Here is an 18,522-nt window from a genome sequence, read left to right as displayed (position 1 = left end):
TTCCAGGAAGGTGGTTTGGCTCAACCCAGGTGCGGGTCGAAACTGATCTGCACTTTCACATCGCCCGGCAAGGCACTGGCCGCCCGTTCAAACGCCGCCACGCCCTGAGCGAAGGGAAAGGTAGCAGAGACCAGGGGTTTGAGATCGACCTTGCCGCTGGCGATCAGGTTGATTGCCCGGGGGTAGACATTGGCATAACGGAACACGGTTTCGATACGAATCTCCTTGGCCTGGGCCGCGACGACATCGAAGGCGACCGGTTCCACTGGCATACCCACCAGCACCAATGCCCCGGCGGGGCACACACAAGCCAGGGCATCGGGATAGGCTCGCGGGCTGCCGCTGGCCTCGAAGACCACATCGGCGCCCCAATGGCCGGTGAGCTGCGCGACCCGAGCCGCCAGCGATTCGACCCGCGCATTGATGGCGACGATGCCATCGTAGCCTTGGGCGATGGCCAGTTTTTCCTCCACGAGGTCCGACACCAGCACCTGGCTGGCCCCGGCGGCCAAGGCAGCCAGCGCGGTCATCAGCCCGATGGTGCCGGCGCCGATCACCACGGCGATATCCCCGGGTTTGATCCGGGCCTTGACCGCCGCCTGCATCCCGATGGCGAAGGGCTCCACCAAGGCCCCTTCCGCGAAGCTGACGTGGTCCGGCAGTTTGTAGACGAAGGCCGCAGGATGAATCACCTCCGGCGTCAGGCAACCGTGCACCGGTGGCGTCGCCCAGAACCGCACGGCCGGATCGATGTTGTACAGCCCCAGGCGCGAGGCCCTGGACGCGGGGTCGGGAATGCCCGGTTCCATGCATACCCGGTCCCCCACCGTCAGGTGCCGCACATTGGCGCCGGCCTCCACCACGATACCGGCGGCCTCGTGGCCCAGCACCATCGGCTGGTCGACCACGAACGGGCCGATCCGGCCATGGGTGTAGTAATGCACGTCGCTGCCGCAGATGCCGACGGTATGCATGCGAATCCGCACATCGTCCGGACCGGGCTCGAGGGCAAGATCGACCTCGCGGATGGTCAGGGTGCGCTGTTTTTCCAGGACCAAAGCTTGCATGGTGCGTCCTCTACTGAAGGGTTTGAACGGGCTCGGCGCTGTGGGTGTAAACCGACGCCGCCTGGCCAAGCCGGGGTTGTTGGACAGGGATGAAGAAGGTCAGGACCGCGCCGATCGCATAGAGCGCGGCATAGATCCACAACACGCCCTTGATGCCCAGCGTGGCGATAAACAGCGTCGCGATCGCCGGCCCCATGAAGTTCGACAAGCCGGCGGCCAGGTTATGAGCCGAGATAGCGGCCCCCTTCTGCTCCGGCGCCAGGGCCAGGAACACCGCCCCCATGGGCACGAATGCGGTGACACTCAAGGCAAATGTCACGGCGGCGATCAGCGCCATCCCGAAGTGGGCGCCGTAGACCTGCGGCAGGTAATAGAACGCCAGCGATGACAAGGCACAGCCAATGCAGCCAAACCAGCGCATCTGCACCAGCCAGCCCAGACGGTCGCCGATCTGTCCCCAGATCACGTTGGTGAAGATGCTGACCGCGAACATCACGCCCCACAGGTGCAGCCACTGCTCCATGCTGAAGCCGACCTCGGCCGAAGTCAGGTACAACGGCATGATCACCGGCAAGCCGAACAGGCTCAGGTTGCAGATAATCCGCACCAGCACGATCAGCAGCATGCCCCGTCGCTCGACGATGACCGTCACGCCCTGGCTCAGGTTTTTCAGGCGCTCGCCCAGAGTTACCGCGTCGCCGGGCCGACCGGCGCCATGCTCCTTGACCAGCAGCATGATCATCGCCCCGGCCAGGGCGACCCAGAAGATCGCCATCCAGAGCGTGCCGATAAAACCGATGCGCGACAGGCTCAAGCTGGGCAACCAGGTACCGAAAAACCCGATCCCCAGGCAATACATCGACCAGAACCAACCCATGGCCGAGGCCATGCGCGCTCCCGGCGTGACCTGGGCGATCCAGACCATGAAGGCATAAATGAACAACGGATAGGCCAGGCCGCGAATACCGTAGAACAGCACCATCAGCACATAGTTCTGCCCTTGCAGGCCGAAAGCCAGGAACAAGGCGTGAAAAACGATCCAGGCGGCGACGCCGATCAGCATGATCCTGCGCGGGCCGAAGGTTTCGGCCAACACGCCGGAGCTCCAACTGGATAACGCCGCCAGCAGGCCGTAGACGGTAAACAGCAATGAAGCCTGGGTGGGGGAAAAACCCAGGTCGACCACATAGCGGGAGAGAAAGGCCAGTTCAATGCCATCACCGGTCATGAACACGGCAATGGCCACGAACCCCCAGACCAGGGATACGGGAAGACCGAACAGCAACCCTTTCGAGGCTTGGCGATGGACCATGGTGCTTTCCTTTTTTTGTAGTTGTAGGCAAAGCAACGGCCGGATCGGGTCCGGCCAGCTGAGCCCCAGCATCCCACCCGGTCCGGGGAACGACTAGCGCGTGGCTTGCAGCAAACCTGTAGTTTTTTTCAGCGCAAACGGGTGACGGCTCCCGGGTCGCTGAGGCAATGTCTTCTTGTCGGAACCGGCTTGGGTACTGCATCAAGACGGCACTGGCGGTGCTTTTTCGAAACCCCGTATTCGGTGACGAACCACAACCCTGTATTGACCTTGCGGAACCTCCATGCCCCTGAACTTTGTAAAGCTGCACGCCAACGGCGACGACTTCATGCTCGTCGATGCCCGCGGGCGCGCCGAACCGATCACCGGCGAACTCGCCCGGCGCCTGGGCGACCGTCATCGCGGCGTGGGTTTCAATCAATTGGTGGTGCTGGGCGATTGCCCTGAAACGGCGGCGCAACTGACCTTCTGGAATGCCGACGGTTCCAGCCTGGACACCTGCGGCAGCGCGACCCGCGGCGCGGCCGACCTGCTGCTGAACGAAAGCGGCACAGACGCGGTACGGGTCAGGACCGCTCGCGGCATCCTGCAGTGCACGCGCCTGGACGATCGCTCGGTGTCGGTGGAGATGGGCGCGCCGCAGTTCGCCTGGCAGGACATCCCGCTGGCCCGGCCCCTGGATACCCTGGCCCTGCCGCTGGCGGGCGAGCCGGCGGCGTGCAGCATGGGCAATCCGCACTGCACGTTTTTCGTCGACGACCTGGAGCCCATCGATGTAGCGGCATTCGGCCCGCGGATCGAGACCGACCCGCTGTTCCCGCGCAAGACCAATGTGCATGTCGTCCAGGTCATCGACCGGCAGACCATTCGCCTGCGCATCTGGGAGCGCAACGGCGCGATTCCCCTGGGCTCCGGCTCGTGCGCCTGCGGCGCGGCGGTCAACGGTATCCGCCGCGGGCTGCTGGACAGCCCGGTGCGGGTGCTGTGCGACGGCGGTCCGGTCACGGTCAGCTGGGACGGCCAGGGCCAGGTGCGGCTGGCCGGCAGCGTGACCAAGGTCTTCAGCGGCTGGCTGTGACCCCAGGAGAGCGGGCTAGAGCCAGCCCAGCCATTTCCACCAGGTCATGGCGAACACCAGCATCAACAGGTAGCCCAGCAGCGTCACCAGCAGCCCGACCTTGGCGAACTGACGGGCGGTGAAGGTCTCGGTGCCCAGGCAGACCATGTTCTGCGGCGCATTGATCGGCAGGATAAACCCGTAGCTGACGACGAACCCCAGCAGCATGGTCATGCCCAGGCGGCTGAACTCGCCCGGCAGGGTCTGCAACACGGCGATCAGGATCGGCAGCAAGGCCGAGGTCAGGGCCGTGGCGCTGGCGAACCCCAGGTGGATGAGGATCAGGAAGGCCGCGAGGATCGCGAACACTGCCAACGGCCCCACCTGGTCCAGCCCGGTGTGGGCCACCACCTGGCTCCCCAGCCATTGCCCGGCCTGGGTGCTGAGCAGCGCCGAACCGAGGCTGATGCCGACCCCGAAGACAATCACCGTGCCCCAGGGAATCCGGGCCTGCACGTCCTTCCAGGTCATGATGCCGATCCGCGGCAGCAGCAGGATCACCAGCCCGGCGTAGGTGGTGGTCGTGGTGTCGAACGGGTGCAGCTTGCCTTCGGTGGACCAGGCCAGGAGCAGCAGCACCGACACCGCCAGCAAGCGTTTCTGCGGCCCGGTCATGGGCCCGATGTCTGCCAGGGACTGGGCCACCGCCTCCTTGCCGCCGGGAATGCTGTCGGTTTCAGGCGGCAGCAGTTTCAGCACCAGCCACAGCAGCACCAGGGACATGATCACCGCCCAGGGCGCCCCGGCGATCAGCCAGTCGAGCCAGGCCACGCGCTGGCCGAGCATCTTGTCCATGAAGCCCACGGTCAGCAGGTTCTGCGCCGCGGCGGTCTGGATGCCGACGTTCCAGATACTGGTGCCCTGGGCCACGACAATCATCAGCCCGGCGGCGATGTTCGAGCGCTTGTCGACGCCGAAGGCGGCAATCACCCCCATCATGATCGGCACCACGCAGGCGCTGCGGGCGGTGGCGCTGGGCACCAGCAGGCTGAGGAGGATGGTCACGGCGATGGCGCCGACCAGGATCCGCCGGGTGCTGGTGCCGACCCGGGTCAGGGTCACCAGGGCGATGCGCCGGTCGAGACCGGTGTGGGTCATGGCGGCGGCGATGAACAAGGCGCCGGCCACCAGGGCCAGGGCCGAGTTGGAGAATCCGGTCAGGGCCAGGCTGATGGCCGCCGAGCTGCCGTAGAGCTGCGTCGGGTCCTGCAAGGTCGGTGCGGTGCCGATCAGGAAGGCCATCAACGCGGTGATCATGATGGCGCTGGCCTCGTAGGACACCGCCTCGCTGATCCACACCACCACCGCGAACGCCAGGATCGCCAGCATCCGATGCCCCGCCACCGGCAGGTCGGCGGGCAGCGGCAACAGCAGCACACCCACCATCGCCAGCACGGCGACCAGCAAGCTGATCGGTAAGGCGGCCTTGGCCGCGGGCGCCGTTGTCACAGGCTGGGTCATGGGCCTTGTTCCTTTTACTGGAGGGGGTCGCAGCATGCCCCAGAAGCCTTCGAGGCACGTTGATAAGGGTCAAGCCCGCGGGTTTGACCGCCCTCACGGCCTGCAACTGCGATGGCTGCCGATCCGGCACCCTTTATTGGAACGAAAAAACCTCGTCGAAATATTTTTTACATCGCTACAGATTTTTCATCCCTTTGAGGCCAGAGTGATAACAAGGCGACAGGGAGTCGAAATGTGACTGGCTGTATCACTCCAACCTGCAAGGTGCCTATATGACGACAAGAAATATAAAACTGACCTTCAGGGCGCTCCTGAGTTTTGGCGCCATCTGTGTATTGTTGATCGCTCTGGGAGGCTTGGCACTATGGAAAATGGAGCAGATTCACGAGGCAGCCGTGGACCTGCAAAGCAACTGGATGCCGAGCGTCAGGCAGGCCGCGAAAATCGAATCCGCCACCTTGCGCGTGCGCCTGGAGGCCCTGCATTACGCCACTGAGGACGAGAGCCTGAAAGGCGCCTCCCTGGACAAGCTGGCCGGCTTGAAAAACACCCTGGCCCAAGCCATCAAGGACTACGAGCCGCTGATTTCCAGCGATGAGGAAAAAGCCACCTACGAACAGGTCCGACGCGGCGCCCAGGACTACCTGGACAAGCTGATGGTGATGATCGACACCAGCAAGACCAACACCGCCGAACAGACCAACACCTATATCAACCAGGTCACGGTGCCGCTGGCCAACACCCTGCAAAGCGCCATCGAGGCGCTGATCCGCATCAATGAGGCCGGTGCCGAGCAGTCGGCCGTGGCGGCCGACGCCCAGTTCAATAGCGGCCTGACCCTGACCTCGGCGATCATCGTCCTGGCCATTATCCTGACCACCCTGATTGCCACCCTGTTCACCCGCAGCATCATCCGTCCGGTGCTGTCACTGCTGGCCACCACGCAGAAAATCGCCGAGGGCGACCTGCGCACGCAGGTGGAAATCAGCGGCCGGGACGAACTCACCGACCTGCAGAAATCCACCCAGGCCATGCTCGACAGCCTGAAATCCACCCTCCGTCACATCGCCGACTCTTCGACCCAGCTGGCCTCCGCCGCCGAGGAAATGAGCGCCATCACCCGTGAGTCCAACGCGGGCATCCAGCAACAGAGCATGGAGACCGACCAGGCTGCCACCGCGGTCAACGAAATGACCGCCGCGGTCGAGGAAGTGGCGCGCAACGCAGTGTCCGCCTCGCAGTCGACCCAGGCCTCGGAGCGCTCGGCGAGCATGGGCAAGGAACGGGTCGAGCAGACCATCCACTCCATCGAGAAACTCACCAGCACCGTGGAAAACACCCGGGTGGAAATGGCCGGCCTGGCCCAGCAGGCCCAGGACATCACCAAGGTCCTGGACGTGATCCGGGCGATTGCCGAACAAACCAACCTGCTGGCCCTCAACGCCGCCATCGAGGCGGCTCGGGCTGGCGAACAGGGTCGCGGCTTCGCCGTGGTCGCCGACGAGGTACGCGCCCTCGCCCACCGTACCCAGCTCTCGACCCAGGAAATCGAGCAGATGATCCAGGGCATCCAGTCCGGTTCAAGCAAGGCTATGCTGTCCATGCAGCAAAGCAGCGAGGACGCCAGCCAGACCCTGAGCATCGCCCATGAGGCCGGCAACGCCATCGGTCACATCACCCAGGCCATCAGCGACATCAACGAACGCAACCTGATGATCGCCACCGCCTCGGAGGAACAGGCCCAGGTAGCGCGCTCGGTGGACCAGAACCTGATGAGCATCCGCGACCTGTCGCTGCAAAGCTCTTCGGCCGCCAGCCAGACGTCTATCGCCAGCAGTGAACTGTCGACCCTGGCGGTGAGTCTGAACAAACTGGTGGCACGCTTCTCCCTTTGACTGCCGGCGCGGCCGCCTCGCGCCCGGTCGTGCAGTTCAGGACAGTCACGGCAAGGAGCCTTATTGTCCGGCGCCAGCGGGTCCCTCGACCCGCCGGCAGCGGATCGGCTGGAGGATTTCAGCGTGCTCAAACGTATTTCCATCGATCAGTTGCGCATCGGGATGTACATCCACCAGTTCTGTGGCTCGTGGCTTGACCACTCGTTCTGGAAAGCCGGTTTCGTGCTCAAGAGCCAAGCCGATTACCAGCGCCTGCGCCAGTCCAGGGTCAGCGAGCTGTGGATCGACTCGGCCAAAGGCCTGGACCTGCCGCCAGACAGCCAGGCCCCCGCCCCCGCCCAGGAGCCGCCGCGCGCCCGCGAGGCGCAGCCGCGGGTGGCGCGTGCCGAGGAAATCCAGCGCGCGATGAAGCTCTGCACCCGCTCGAAACACGCGGTCATGGCGATGTTCCAGGAAGTGCGCATGGGCAAGGCCATCGAGCTGGCCCAGGTCGACGATCTGGTGTACGAGCTTTCCAACTCGCTGCTGCGCCACCCCGACATGCTGATCAGCCTGGCCCGGCTGAAGACTGTCAACGACTACACCTACATGCACTCGGTGGCGGTGTGCGCGCTGATGGTGGCGGTGGCCCGGCAGTTGGAGCTGCCGGAAGCCCAGGTGCAGCAAGCCGGGGTCGCCGGGCTGCTGCACGACATCGGCAAACTGACCATCCCCGACAGCATCCTCAACAAACCGGAAAAACTCTCCGCCGCCGAGTTCGAACGGATCAAGCAGCACCCGGTCGCCGGCAGCGCGATCCTGCGGCAGAACCCGCAGGTGGACGCGCAGGTGCTGGACGTGTGCCTGCACCATCACGAAAAGATCGACGGCAGCGGCTATCCGCACAACCTGGTGGGCGAGCAGATCAGCCTGTTCGCGCAAATGGGCGCGGTCTGCGATGTGTACGACGCCGTGACCTCGACCCGCCCCTACAACCGTGGCTGGGACCCCGCCGAAACGCTGCAGCGCATGTCCGGCTGGACCGGGCATTTCTCCCCGCGCGTACTCCAGGCCCTGGTGAAAAGCGTCGGCATCTACCCGGTGGGTTCCCTGGTGCGCCTGCACAGCGGGCAGCTGGCGGTGGTGCTGGAGCAAAACCCCGACTCGCTGTTGATGCCCAAGGTCAAGGTGTTCTTCTCCAGCCGCTCGAAAATGCCCTTGCCGCAACGGGTCCTCGACCTCTCCCGGGGCCGCGACGAAGAACGCATCGTCGGCCGCGAAGCCCTGGAAGACTGGGACTTCAAACAACTCCAACAACTGTGGAGCGACCTGTCCGCCTGAACCTCAACTGCCCAGGGTCAAGCCATTGGCCGGCAGCGGCAGCGCGGTCTTGTAGCGCACCTGCTTGAGGGCAAAGCTGGAACGGATGTTGGCCACCCCCGGCACCTTGGTCAGAAAGTCCATCATGAAGCGCTCCAGGGCCTGGATGGTCGGCACCAGCACGCGGATCAGGTAGTCCGGATCGCCCGCCATCAGGTAGCACTCCATGACTTCCGGGCGGTCGGCGATCGCTTCCTCGAAGTGCTGCAACGCCTCTTCCACCTGCTTCTCCAGGCTGACGTGGATGAACACATTGACGTGTAGCCCCAAGAGCTCGGCATCCAGCAGGGTCACCTGCTCGCGGATCAGCCCCAGCTCCTCCATGGCCCGCACGCGGTTGAAGCACGGGGTGGGCGAAAGGTTCACCGAACGCGCCAGGTCGGCGTTGGTGATACGGGCATTCTCCTGGAGGCTGTTGAGAATGCCGATGTCGGTACGGTCCAGTTTGCGCATAAGACAAATCAACCTGTTTTTTATGTTTATGCAGATTTTTTATCTGCAAATCGTCTTAAGCGCAACGAAACAGAGATAAATATTCTCCTTGGCCCGGCCTATGATGTTTGTAGGACAAGATTTCCCTTACCCAGGGAACGACTGTCAGCTCAGCGCGCCCACTACAAGAAATTCACAAGATCGAGCGTAGACAAGCCATGACCCAAGCGTACGAACCGCTGCGCCTGCACGTGCCCGAACCCTCAGGCCGTCCCGGTTGCAAGACCGACTTCTCCTACCTGCGTCTGACCGACGCCGGCACGGTGCGTAAACCCCCAATAGATGTAGAACCGGCCGACACCGCGGACCTGGCCCGCGGCCTGATTCGCGTGCTCGACGACCAGGGCAACGCCCTGGGCGAATGGGCCGCCGAGGTGCCCGCCGAGATCCTGCGCCAGGGCATGCGCGCCATGCTCAAGACGCGCATCTTCGACAACCGCATGGTGGTCGCCCAGCGCCAGAAGAAGATGTCCTTCTATATGCAGAGCCTCGGCGAGGAAGCCATCGGCAGCGCCCAGGCCCTGGCGTTGAATATCGACGACATGTGTTTCCCCACCTACCGCCAGCAAAGCATCCTGATGGCCCGCGACGTGCCGCTGGTGGACATGATCTGCCAGCTGTTGTCCAACGAGCGCGATCCGCTCAAAGGCCGCCAGCTGCCGATCATGTACTCGGTCAAGGAAGCCGGTTTCTTCACCATCTCCGGCAACCTGGCCACCCAGTTCGTGCAAGGCGTGGGCTGGGGCATGGCGTCGGCGATCAAGGGCGACACCAAGATCGCCTCGGCCTGGATCGGCGACGGCGCCACCGCCGAGTCGGACTTCCACACCGCCCTGACCTTCGCCCACGTGTACCGCGCGCCGGTGATCCTCAACGTGGTCAACAACCAGTGGGCGATCTCCACCTTCCAGGCCATCGCCGGCGGTGAAGCCACCACCTTCGCCGGGCGCGGCGTCGGCTGCGGCATCGCCTCCCTGCGGGTCGACGGCAACGACTTCATCGCGGTCTACGCCGCCTCGCGCTGGGCCGCCGAACGCGCCCGGCGCAACCTCGGCCCGACCCTGATCGAGTGGGTCACCTACCGCGCCGGCCCGCACTCGACCTCGGACGACCCGTCCAAGTACCGCCCGGCCGACGACTGGAGCCACTTCCCCCTGGGCGACCCGATCGCCCGCCTCAAGCAGCACCTGATCAAGAGCGGCCAGTGGTCCGAAGAGGAACACGCCGCGGTCAGCGCCGAGCTCGAAGCCGAGGTCATCGCCGCACAGAAACAGGCCGAGCAGTACGGCACCCTCGCCGGCGGGCAGATCCCCAGCGCCGCCACCATGTTCGAGGATGTGTACAAGGAAATGCCCGAGCACCTGAAGCGCCAACGCCAGCAACTGGGGATCTGACATGAACGATCACAACAACAATATCCAGTTGGAAACCGCCATGACCACAACCACCATGACCATGATCCAGGCCCTGCGCTCGGCCATGGATGTGATGCTTGAACGTGACGACAACGTGGTGGTGTTCGGCCAGGACGTCGGTTATTTCGGCGGCGTGTTCCGCTGCACCGAAGGCCTGCAGAACAAGTACGGCACCTCGCGGGTGTTCGACGCACCGATCTCCGAAAGCGGCATCGTCGGCGTCGCCGTCGGCATGGGCGCCTACGGCCTGCGCCCGGTGGCGGAAATCCAGTTCGCCGACTACGTCTACCCGGCCTCGGACCAGATCATCTCCGAAGCCGCGCGCCTGCGTTATCGCTCGGCCGGCCAGTTCACCGCGCCCATGACCCTGCGCATGCCCTGCGGCGGCGGCATCTACGGCGGCCAGACCCACAGCCAGAGCATCGAGGCGATGTTCACCCAGGTCTGCGGCCTGCGCACGGTGATGCCGTCCAACCCCTACGACGCCAAGGGCCTGCTGATCGCCTCCATCGAAAACGACGACCCGGTGATTTTCCTCGAGCCCAAGCGCCTGTACAACGGCCCGTTCGACGGCCACCACGACCGCCCGGTAACCCCTTGGTCGAAACACCCGTCGGCCCAGGTGCCGGACGGCTACTACAAAGTGCCGCTGGATGTCGCCGCCATCGCCCGCCCGGGCAAGGACGTCACCGTGCTGACCTACGGCACCACGGTGTATGTCTCGCAAGTAGCCGCCGAGGAAACCGGGATCGACGCCGAGGTCATCGACCTGCGCAGCCTGTGGCCGCTGGACCTGGAGACCATCGTCAAGTCGGTGAAGAAGACCGGCCGTTGCGTGGTGGTCCACGAAGCCACCCGCACCTGCGGTTTCGGCGCCGAGCTGGTGTCGCTGGTGCAAGAGCATTGCTTCCATCACCTGGAAGCGCCGATCGAACGTGTGACCGGTTGGGACACCCCCTACCCGCACGCGCAAGAGTGGGCGTATTTCCCTGGCCCGTCCCGTGTGGGCGCGGCTTTGCAACGGGTCATGGAGGTCTGAATGGGCACGCACGTTATCAAGATGCCGGACATCGGCGAAGGCATCGCGGAAGTTGAACTGGCCCAGTGGCACGTCAAGGTCGGCGACCTGGTGGTCGAGGACCAGGTGCTGGCCGACGTCATGACCGACAAGGCCATGGTCGATATCCCCTCCCCGGTGCACGGCAAGGTCATCGCCCTGGGCGGCCAGCCCGGCGAAGTCATGGCGGTGGGCAGTGTGTTGATCAGCATCGAGGTCGAAGGCGCCGGCAACCTCAAGGCGTCCGATCAGGTGCTCAAGGAACCTGCTGCTATTAAAGAAGCAGCACCGGCGGTCGCGGCGCCCAAGGTCGAAGCCGCGCCAGCGGTGCAAAGCCAACCCGCCGCCGCGTGCCGCCCCGCGCCACAAGCGCCGGTCGCCCGCGACGCCGACGAGCGCCCGCTGGCCTCCCCGGCCGTGCGCAAGCACGCGCTGGACCTGGGCATCCAGCTGCGCCTGGTGCAGGGCAGCGGCCCCGCCGGACGCATTCTCCACGACGACCTGGACGCCTACCTGGCCCAGGGCACGCAGCGCGCCCAGGGCGGTTCGGCGCCGAGCGGCTACGCCGAGCGCCACGACGAGGAGCAGATCCCGGTGATCGGCATGCGCCGCAAGATCGCCCAGCGCATGCAGGAAGCCACCCAGCGCGCCGCGCACTTCAGTTATGTCGAGGAAATCGACGTTACCGCGGTGGAAGAACTGCGCGCGCAGCTCAATGAAAAACACGGCGCCAGCCGCGGCAAGCTGACCCTGCTGCCGTTCCTGGTGCGGGCCATGGTCGTGGCGTTGCGCGAGTTCCCGCAAATCAATGCGCGCTACGACGACGAAGGCCAGGTCATCACCCGCCACGGCGCGGTGCATGTAGGCGTGGCCACGCAAAGCGACGTCGGCCTGATGGTGCCGGTGGTCAAGCATGCCGAAGCCCGCAGCCTGTGGGACAGCGCCGCGGAAATCGCCCGTCTGGCGAACGCCGCGCGCAACGGCAAGGCCTCTCGCGACGAACTCTCCGGCTCGACCATCACCCTGACCAGCCTCGGCGCGTTGGGCGGCATCGTCAGCACCCCGGTGCTGAACCTGCCGGAAGTGGCGATCGTCGGGGTGAACAAGATCGTCGAACGGCCGATGGTGATCAAAGGCCAGGTGGTGATTCGCAAGATGATGAACCTCTCCAGTTCCTTCGATCACCGGGTGGTCGACGGCATGGACGCGGCGCTCTTCATCCAGGCCATCCGCGGCCTGCTCGAACAACCCGCCATGCTGTTTATGGACTGATGATCACTGGAGCATCCATGCAACAGACTCTCAATACCCAATTGCTGATCATCGGCGGCGGCCCTGGCGGCTATGTGGCGGCGATCCGCGCCGGCCAACTGGGCATCTCGACCATCCTGGTGGAAGGCGCGGCCCTGGGCGGCACCTGCCTGAACATCGGCTGCATTCCGTCCAAGGCGCTGATCCATGTCGCCGAACAGTTCCACCAGACCCGCCATCACAGCCAGGGCTCGGCCCTGGGCATCAACGTCTCGGCGCCGACCCTGGACATCGGCAAGAGCGTGGAATGGAAAGACGGCATCGTCGACCGCCTGACCACCGGCGTCGCTGCGCTGCTGAAGAAGCACAAGGTCCAGGTGATCCATGGCTGGGCCAAGGTCGTCGACGGCAAGACCGTGGACATCGAAGGCGCCGACACCCGCATCCAATGCGAGCACCTGCTGCTGGCCACCGGCTCGAAAAGCGTCAACCTGCCGATGCTGCCGCTGGGCGGGCCGATCGTCTCGTCCACCGAAGCCCTGGCGCCCAAGACCCTGCCCAAGCGCCTGATCGTGGTCGGCGGCGGTTATATCGGCCTGGAACTGGGCATCGCCTACCGCAAGCTCGGCGCCGAGGTCAGCGTGGTCGAAGCCCAGGACCGTATCCTGCCGGCCTATGACGCCGAGCTGACCCAACCGGTGCTGGAGTCGGTGAAGCAGCTGGGGATCAAGCTGTACCTCAAGCACAGCGTCGAAGGCTTCGATGCCGCCGGCAACACCCTGCAAGTGTGCGACCCGAACGGCGAACGCCTGGACCTGGACACCGACCGGGTACTGGTGGCGGTCGGGCGCAAGCCGAACACCCAGGGCTGGAACCTGGAGGCCCTGAACCTGGAGATGAACGGTTCGGCCATCCGTATCGACAAGCGCTGCCAGACCAGCATGCGCAACGTCTGGGCCATCGGCGACGTCGCCGGCGAACCGATGCTCGCGCACCGGGCCATGGCCCAGGGCGAGATGGTCGCCGAACTGATCGCCGGCCAGCACCGGGAATTCAACCCGACGGCCATTGCCGCGGTGTGCTTCACCGACCCGGAACTGGTGGTGGTCGGCAAGACCCCGGACGAGGCCAAGGCTGCCGGCCTGGACTGCATCGTGTCGAGCTTCCCGTTCGCCGCCAACGGTCGTGCCATGACCCTGGAATCGAAAAGCGGGTTCGTGCGGGTGGTGGCGCGCCGCGACAATCACCTGATCGTCGGCTGGCAGGCGGTAGGCGTCGGCGTGTCCGAGCTGTCCACGGCCTTCGGCCAGTCCCTGGAAATGGGCGCGCGCCTGGAAGACATCGCCGGCACCATCCACGCCCACCCGACCCTGGGCGAGGCGGTGCAGGAAGCGGCGCTGCGCGCATTGGGACACGCGTTGCATCTATAAGCGCAACACCGGAGGGAAAACCCGTCTCTGTAGCCGCTGCCGCAGGCTGCGATAAGGTCCGCAGGACCTTCCTGGGGCCTCAAGAGCGGCGCCCGCTCTGCGGTCGAACGCAGCCTTCGGCAGCGGCTACAGGAGATTGTCAGGCGTCGATGGGAGGATTCATGAGCAGGCTACGTTTTTTTGCTCCTCCTCCCATCGCCCGGGATGCGGTGCCCCCCCGGAATGCAGTATTGTTGTGCCCATCCAAAAAACGTCAGAAGCCTTGAGCCGTTGCGACGGTTGTTAAGCGATAGAGGGTGTCATGGGTAACGAAAGCATCAATTGGGACAAGCTGGGTTTTGACTACATCAAGACAGACAAGCGCTATCTGTCGCACTGGCGTAACGGCGAGTGGGACGCAGGCACCCTGACCGACGATAACGTGCTGCACATCAGCGAGGGCTCCACCGCCCTGCACTATGGCCAGCAGTGCTTCGAGGGCCTCAAGGCCTACCGCTGCAAGGACGGCTCGATCAACCTGTTCCGCCCGGACCAGAACGCCGCCCGCATGCAGCGCAGCTGCGCCCGCCTGCTGATGCCGCAGGTCTCCACCGAGCAGTTCGTCGAAGCCTGTAAAGCCGTGGTCAAGGCCAACGAGCGCTTCATCCCGCCTTACGGCACCGGCGGCGCGCTGTACCTGCGCCCGTTCGTGATCGGCGTGGGCGACAACATCGGCGTGCGCACCGCCCCCGAGTTCATCTTCTCGATCTTCGCCATTCCGGTCGGCGCCTACTTCAAGGGCGGCCTGACCCCGCACAACTTCCTGATCTCCACCTTCGACCGCGCGGCGCCACAAGGCACTGGCGCGGCCAAGGTCGGCGGCAACTACGCCGCCAGCCTGATGCCGGGCTCGGAAGCCAAGAAGAAGCACTTCGCCGACTGCATCTACCTCGACCCTTTGACCCACTCGAAGATCGAGGAAGTCGGTTCGGCCAACTTCTTCGGCATCACCCACGACGACAAATTCGTCACGCCGAAGTCGCCTTCGGTGCTGCCGGGCATCACCCGCCTGTCGCTGATCGAACTGGCCCAGACCCGCCTGGGCCTGGAAGTGGTCGAAGGCGACGTGCTGATCGACAAGCTGTCGGACTTCAAGGAAGCCGGCGCCTGTGGCACCGCCGCGGTGATCACGCCGATCGGCGGCATCGAGTACCAGGACAAGCTGCACGTGTTCTACAGCGAAAAAGAAGTCGGCCCGATCACCCAGAAGCTCTACAAGGAGCTGACCGGCGTGCAGACCGGCGACGTCGAAGCGCCAGCCGGCTGGATCGTCAAGGTCTGACCTGACACCCTGCCCGTACCAAAAAGCCCGCCCTTCGCTGCTGCGAAGGGTGGGCTTTTTCATGGGCGCGCCCCAGGGCGCCAACCGCTGCCCCTAGCCGACGGCGGCCACGTTCGGCGGCAGGAGAATATCGACCGCCTTCTGCTTTCCGTAGTACTTGTCGACCAGGGAAAACAGGATCGCCGCGGTCTTGATATCGACCACCCCGGTCACGCTTTGCGGGTGGAAGCGCATCTGGAAGGCCCTGACCACGTCGTCCATCTGCTCGTCCAGATAGCCATAGCCGTAGACCTCGAGGGCCTTGGCCACTTGCAGCATGGTCGGCGGCGCCAGCTCGAAGCGCGCCAGGTAGTCGTTGGTCAGTTGCTCGTCGGGCCAGGCGCCGATCCCCGCTTCGGCGAGGCGCTGCCAGGGGAAGAACGGCCCCGGATCGATCTTGCGCCCGGGGGCGATGTCCGAGTGCCCGACAACGTCGGTCGGCTGTATGTCGTACTTCTCGATAAGGTCGCGGCTCAGGCTGATCAGCAGCTCGATCTGGCGCTCGTTGTAGGGTTCGCCCAGCAATTTCCCGGTGTCCTTGTCCCAGCCGGCGTTGACGATCTCGATGCCGAGCGAGGTGTCGTTCAGGTTGCTGCGGTTTTTCCACTGGCTTACGCCGGCGTGCCAGGCGCGGTCGTGGTCGTCGACCAGTTGCAGGGCAATCGGCAGGCCCTTGTGCGACTGCGGCTGGTCGGCGATCAGGTAGTTCGCGCTGACCAGGTCCGATTGCGTGAGGACTTCCAGGGACTGCTGCTGATCGAGCGCCGTGTAGTGCAGGACCAGGAAACGAATCCGGTTGTTCTTGGCGACCGACCTCTCGCCCTTCGAGAGGACGTAACCGTTTTTCTCCGTCAGTGTCGCGTTGTGGGTGTCTTTGGTGCTGCTACAACCGGCCAGTGCCAATAAGAGGCCCAGGCCTACCGTGTACTTCTTCATAACCCGCCCTTGAACGTTGCCTTCCTGTTCCCCCCGCCCCTGTTCGGAAGACGACATGTATTAACCACGGTCCGTCATTGTTCTTGTGGTTTTATGCGGGGGGCTTGAATGCTAGGGGCATGAAGAAAGCGCTGTCTTTAAGATAAGTCCTAAAAGCCTTGAATCGGCCGCCAGCCAGGCGGCCTACTCGTCGAGCCGGTTCAGGGCGCAATACTCGCTCCAGGCCATAGTGGCGAAGTCGGCGATTTCCCGGTGTGCCTCGAGGCGCCAGGCCCGAAGCTCCTCCGGCGAACGGGCCAGCAGCTGCAGGCTCAACTCCCAGGGTGCCAGGCCCTGGGCCGCGGCCGCTTCGTCGAAAGCCTGCTGGGCCGCGGCACTGCGTTGGGCGGCCGGCAGCCCTGCCAGCCACCGGCGCACGTCGCAGCGTTGGTCGATGAAGATTTCCAGGGCCAAGGCATTGCGGTCTTCGTTGAGCGACATAAGCCGTATCGACAATCGTCAGCACTGGACGGGCCGCACGCGGCCGCCCAGCCAGAAACGGGGCACGGCCGCGCCATGGCGGCGCATCCGGGGATGAGGGCATGCCGCGCTACGGCACGCCCGGTGCGGGTGAAGGGTCGCGCTTACTGGTGCTGGACCTGGAACATCGAGTTCACCTGGACCCGCGCCAGCATGCGCTCGGCCCCGCCGCCGCGGCGCATGCCGCGCACCGGGCAGGCGTCGAGGTAATCGAGGCCGATCGCCAGTTTCAGGTGCCGCTCGGGCCGGGCCAGTTGATTCGTCACGTCGAAGCTGTACCAGCCGTCGTCGATCCAGGCCTCCGCCCAGGCGTGGCTGGCCAGGTGGCTTTCGTCCTCGGTGCACAGGTAGCCGGAGACGTAACGCGCGGCGATCCCCAGGCTGCGGGCGCAGGCCAGGAAAGCATGGGTGTGGTCCTGGCAGACCCCGACCCGCCCGGCGAAGGCCTCGGCCGCGGTGGTGTCCACCGTGGTCGCGCCCGGGCTGTAGGCCATGTGCCCGGCCAGGGCATGCATCAGCTCGATCAGTGCCGCGCGGTCGCGGCGCGCCCCGCAGTGCTGCACGGCAAAGGCGCCGAGGGCGGCGTCGGCCTTAGTCAGCGGGCTGCTGCGCAGGAATGGCAGCGGCGACTGGCTGTCGTGCTCCATCTCCCGGGTCTCGTCGATTTCCACCTGGCCATAGGCCGTCAGGGCAATCGCGCCGTGGGGCTCGTCCAGGGTCAGCACATGCAGGATGTTGCCGTAGGGATCGAGCTGGCTGCGCACCCGGCGCGGCAGTTCCAGGTGCCATTCGAGGATGCGCTGGCGCTCGCTGTCCCGCGGGGTCAGGCGCAGGAACTGAATGCTGGTGCAGACTTCATCGGCGTAGCTGTAGGTGGTGTCGTGGCGTATGGAAAGTTTCATACGACCTCCAGGTAGGATTCGTGGACGGTCTGCCCCAGATGGCGGATCTGGGCAATGAAGTCGGTCAGCCACAGGTGCAGCCCCGAACCGAGGATCTCGTCGATCCCGGTGTAGCGCAGCCGCGCGTTCAGCTCGGCGGCCAGGCGCTGGGCCGGGCGGCCGTTGCTGCCCGGCAGGCTGGCGAGGATCTGGTCCAGCTCCTCGACGCAGGCATGCAGCGAACGCGGTACGTCGGCGCGCAACAGCAGCATCTCGGACACCTGCTCGGCGCCCGGCGCGTTGCGGTAGATCTCGTTGAACGCCTCGAACGACGACAAGGCGCGGAGCAAGGCGCTCCACTGGTAGTAGCCGCGGGCCGAGTTGTCGCTGACCTCCTCCGACTCCTCGCCGAACATCTCAAAGCGCACGTCCAAGAGGCGCAGGGTGTTGTCGGCGCGCTCGATAAAGGTGCCCAGGCGAATGAAGCAATAGGCGTCGTTGCGCATGATGGTGCCCGAGGTCGCGCCGCGGAACAGGTGCGAGCGCTCCTTGACCCACTCGCAGAAGTGGCTGATGCCGTAGCGCCCCAGGCCGTTCTTGGCGATGTTGCGCATTTCCAGCCAGGTGGCGTTGATGTTTTCCCACATGTCCGCGGTGATCCGCCCGCGCACCGCGTGGGCGTTGGTCCGCGCCGCCCGCAGGCAGCAATAGATGCTGCCGGGGTTGGTCTCGTCGAGGGCGAAGAAATGCAGCATGCGCTCGGTGTTCAGCTCGCCGTAGCGCTGGTTGTAATCGTCCAGGGTGCCGGCGGCCAGCAGCGACATCGCCAGCTCGGCATGACCGTCGGTGCGCCCCGCTTGGGGCATCAGCGACAGCGAGTAACTGACTTCGAGCATGCGCGCCAGGTTCTCGGCACGCTCCAGGTAACGGGACATCCAGTAGAGGTCCGCAGCGGTTCTTGAAAGCATGG

Annotated in this window: 16 protein-coding genes; 8 read left to right on the top strand and 8 right to left on the bottom strand. The window is 64.9% G+C overall.

The window, feature by feature from the left end:
- Window positions 1-20: 20 nt before the first annotated feature.
- The gene (locus tag BTN82_RS11465) at window positions 21-1,067 is read right to left on the bottom strand and encodes an NAD(P)-dependent alcohol dehydrogenase (RefSeq protein WP_075119233.1); all 1,047 of its coding nucleotides are present in this window, start codon (window positions 1,065-1,067) and stop codon (window positions 21-23) included.
- Between the two features lie 10 nt (window positions 1,068-1,077).
- Window positions 1,078-2,379, bottom strand: a complete 1,302-nt coding sequence (locus tag BTN82_RS11460; RefSeq protein WP_075119232.1) for an MFS transporter — start codon at window positions 2,377-2,379, stop codon at window positions 1,078-1,080.
- Window positions 2,380-2,662: 283 nt separating this feature from the next.
- Between BTN82_RS11460 and dapF the strand changes: the two genes are divergently transcribed.
- Entirely contained in the window at window positions 2,663-3,457 is a 795-nt protein-coding gene (gene dapF, locus BTN82_RS11455) for a diaminopimelate epimerase (protein WP_075119231.1), read from the top strand.
- 15 nt (window positions 3,458-3,472) lie between these two features.
- Here the strand turns inward: dapF and BTN82_RS11450 are convergent, their stop codons facing one another.
- Window positions 3,473-4,957, bottom strand: a complete 1,485-nt coding sequence (locus BTN82_RS11450) for a DASS family sodium-coupled anion symporter (RefSeq protein ID WP_075119230.1) — start codon at window positions 4,955-4,957, stop codon at window positions 3,473-3,475.
- Between the two features lie 272 nt (window positions 4,958-5,229).
- Here BTN82_RS11450 and BTN82_RS11445 point away from each other — a divergent pair, with 272 nt between their 5' ends.
- Complete coding sequence (locus tag BTN82_RS11445) at window positions 5,230-6,852, top strand: methyl-accepting chemotaxis protein (protein ID WP_075119229.1); 1,623 nt, start codon at window positions 5,230-5,232, stop codon at window positions 6,850-6,852.
- Between the two features lie 123 nt (window positions 6,853-6,975).
- A complete protein-coding gene (locus tag BTN82_RS11440) occupies window positions 6,976-8,172 on the top strand; it encodes an HD-GYP domain-containing protein (protein ID WP_075119408.1) in 1,197 nt (398 codons plus the stop codon).
- A 3-nt stretch (window positions 8,173-8,175) separates the two neighbouring features.
- Here BTN82_RS11440 and bkdR read toward each other — a convergent pair whose 3' ends face one another.
- Entirely contained in the window at window positions 8,176-8,664 is a 489-nt protein-coding gene (gene bkdR, locus BTN82_RS11435) for a Bkd operon transcriptional regulator BkdR (protein WP_075119228.1), read from the bottom strand.
- A gap of 197 nt (window positions 8,665-8,861) precedes the next feature.
- Between bkdR and BTN82_RS11430 the strand changes: the two genes are divergently transcribed.
- The 5 genes from BTN82_RS11430 to BTN82_RS11410 all read left to right on the top strand — a co-directional run bounded on the left by BTN82_RS11430 (window position 8,862) and on the right by BTN82_RS11410 (window position 15,177).
- The gene (locus BTN82_RS11430; protein ID WP_075119227.1) at window positions 8,862-10,097 is read left to right on the top strand and encodes a 3-methyl-2-oxobutanoate dehydrogenase (2-methylpropanoyl-transferring) subunit alpha; all 1,236 of its coding nucleotides are present in this window, start codon (window positions 8,862-8,864) and stop codon (window positions 10,095-10,097) included.
- Window position 10,098: 1 nt separating this feature from the next.
- Window positions 10,099-11,157, top strand: coding sequence for an alpha-ketoacid dehydrogenase subunit beta (locus tag BTN82_RS11425; RefSeq protein ID WP_075119226.1), 1,059 nt, complete (start codon window positions 10,099-10,101; stop codon window positions 11,155-11,157).
- Window positions 11,158-12,447 (top strand): dihydrolipoamide acetyltransferase family protein, encoded by a 1,290-nt coding sequence (locus tag BTN82_RS11420; RefSeq protein WP_075119225.1) that lies wholly within the window; start codon window positions 11,158-11,160, stop codon window positions 12,445-12,447. It abuts the gene before it with no gap.
- Between the two features lie 17 nt (window positions 12,448-12,464).
- Window positions 12,465-13,856, top strand: a complete 1,392-nt coding sequence (lpdA, locus tag BTN82_RS11415) for a dihydrolipoyl dehydrogenase (protein ID WP_075119224.1) — start codon at window positions 12,465-12,467, stop codon at window positions 13,854-13,856.
- Window positions 13,857-14,157: 301 nt separating this feature from the next.
- On the top strand, window positions 14,158-15,177 hold the full coding sequence (locus BTN82_RS11410; protein WP_075119223.1) for a branched-chain amino acid aminotransferase: 1,020 nt from the start codon (window positions 14,158-14,160) through the stop codon (window positions 15,175-15,177).
- Between the two features lie 93 nt (window positions 15,178-15,270).
- Here BTN82_RS11410 and BTN82_RS11405 read toward each other — a convergent pair whose 3' ends face one another.
- From BTN82_RS11405 to BTN82_RS11390, 4 genes are all read right to left on the bottom strand, one after another.
- Complete coding sequence (locus BTN82_RS11405) at window positions 15,271-16,152, bottom strand: N-acetylmuramoyl-L-alanine amidase (protein ID WP_075119222.1); 882 nt, start codon at window positions 16,150-16,152, stop codon at window positions 15,271-15,273.
- 183 nt (window positions 16,153-16,335) lie between these two features.
- The gene (locus tag BTN82_RS11400; RefSeq protein WP_075119221.1) at window positions 16,336-16,632 is read right to left on the bottom strand and encodes a DUF6388 family protein; all 297 of its coding nucleotides are present in this window, start codon (window positions 16,630-16,632) and stop codon (window positions 16,336-16,338) included.
- A gap of 143 nt (window positions 16,633-16,775) precedes the next feature.
- A complete protein-coding gene (locus tag BTN82_RS11395; protein WP_075119220.1) occupies window positions 16,776-17,573 on the bottom strand; it encodes a transglutaminase domain-containing protein in 798 nt (265 codons plus the stop codon).
- On the bottom strand, window positions 17,570-18,520 hold the full coding sequence (locus BTN82_RS11390; protein ID WP_075119219.1) for an alpha-E domain-containing protein: 951 nt from the start codon (window positions 18,518-18,520) through the stop codon (window positions 17,570-17,572). The genes BTN82_RS11395 and BTN82_RS11390 overlap by 4 nt, the downstream gene beginning before the upstream one ends.
- Between the last annotated feature and the right edge of the window lie 2 nt (window positions 18,521-18,522).

The organism is Pseudomonas chlororaphis (genome assembly GCF_001921865.1).
GTDB lineage: Bacteria > Pseudomonadota > Gammaproteobacteria > Pseudomonadales > Pseudomonadaceae > Aquipseudomonas > Aquipseudomonas chlororaphis_D.
This window is presented reverse-complemented; position numbering and strand designations above follow the sequence as displayed.

Excerpts from the sequence above, each read along its gene's own strand:
- BTN82_RS11390 (WP_075119219.1), bottom strand. The coding sequence starts at position 18,520 with ATGCTTTCAAGAACCGCTGCGGACCTCTACTGGATGTCCCGTTACCTG.
- BTN82_RS11420 (WP_075119225.1), top strand. The coding sequence starts at position 11,158 with ATGGGCACGCACGTTATCAAGATGCCGGACATCGGCGAAGGCATCGCG.
- BTN82_RS11410 (WP_075119223.1), top strand. The coding sequence starts at position 14,158 with ATGGGTAACGAAAGCATCAATTGGGACAAGCTGGGTTTTGACTACATC.
- BTN82_RS11460 (WP_075119232.1), bottom strand. The coding sequence starts at position 2,379 with ATGGTCCATCGCCAAGCCTCGAAAGGGTTGCTGTTCGGTCTTCCCGTA.
- BTN82_RS11400 (WP_075119221.1), bottom strand. The coding sequence starts at position 16,632 with ATGTCGCTCAACGAAGACCGCAATGCCTTGGCCCTGGAAATCTTCATC.
- BTN82_RS11395 (WP_075119220.1), bottom strand. The coding sequence starts at position 17,573 with ATGAAACTTTCCATACGCCACGACACCACCTACAGCTACGCCGATGAA.
- BTN82_RS11445 (WP_075119229.1), top strand. The coding sequence starts at position 5,230 with ATGACGACAAGAAATATAAAACTGACCTTCAGGGCGCTCCTGAGTTTT.
- BTN82_RS11450 (WP_075119230.1), bottom strand. The coding sequence starts at position 4,957 with ATGACCCAGCCTGTGACAACGGCGCCCGCGGCCAAGGCCGCCTTACCG.
- BTN82_RS11465 (WP_075119233.1), bottom strand. The coding sequence starts at position 1,067 with ATGCAAGCTTTGGTCCTGGAAAAACAGCGCACCCTGACCATCCGCGAG.
- dapF (WP_075119231.1), top strand. The coding sequence starts at position 2,663 with ATGCCCCTGAACTTTGTAAAGCTGCACGCCAACGGCGACGACTTCATG.
- bkdR (WP_075119228.1), bottom strand. The coding sequence starts at position 8,664 with ATGCGCAAACTGGACCGTACCGACATCGGCATTCTCAACAGCCTCCAG.
- lpdA (WP_075119224.1), top strand. The coding sequence starts at position 12,465 with ATGCAACAGACTCTCAATACCCAATTGCTGATCATCGGCGGCGGCCCT.
- BTN82_RS11430 (WP_075119227.1), top strand. The coding sequence starts at position 8,862 with ATGACCCAAGCGTACGAACCGCTGCGCCTGCACGTGCCCGAACCCTCA.
- BTN82_RS11405 (WP_075119222.1), bottom strand. The coding sequence starts at position 16,152 with ATGAAGAAGTACACGGTAGGCCTGGGCCTCTTATTGGCACTGGCCGGT.
- BTN82_RS11425 (WP_075119226.1), top strand. The coding sequence starts at position 10,099 with ATGAACGATCACAACAACAATATCCAGTTGGAAACCGCCATGACCACA.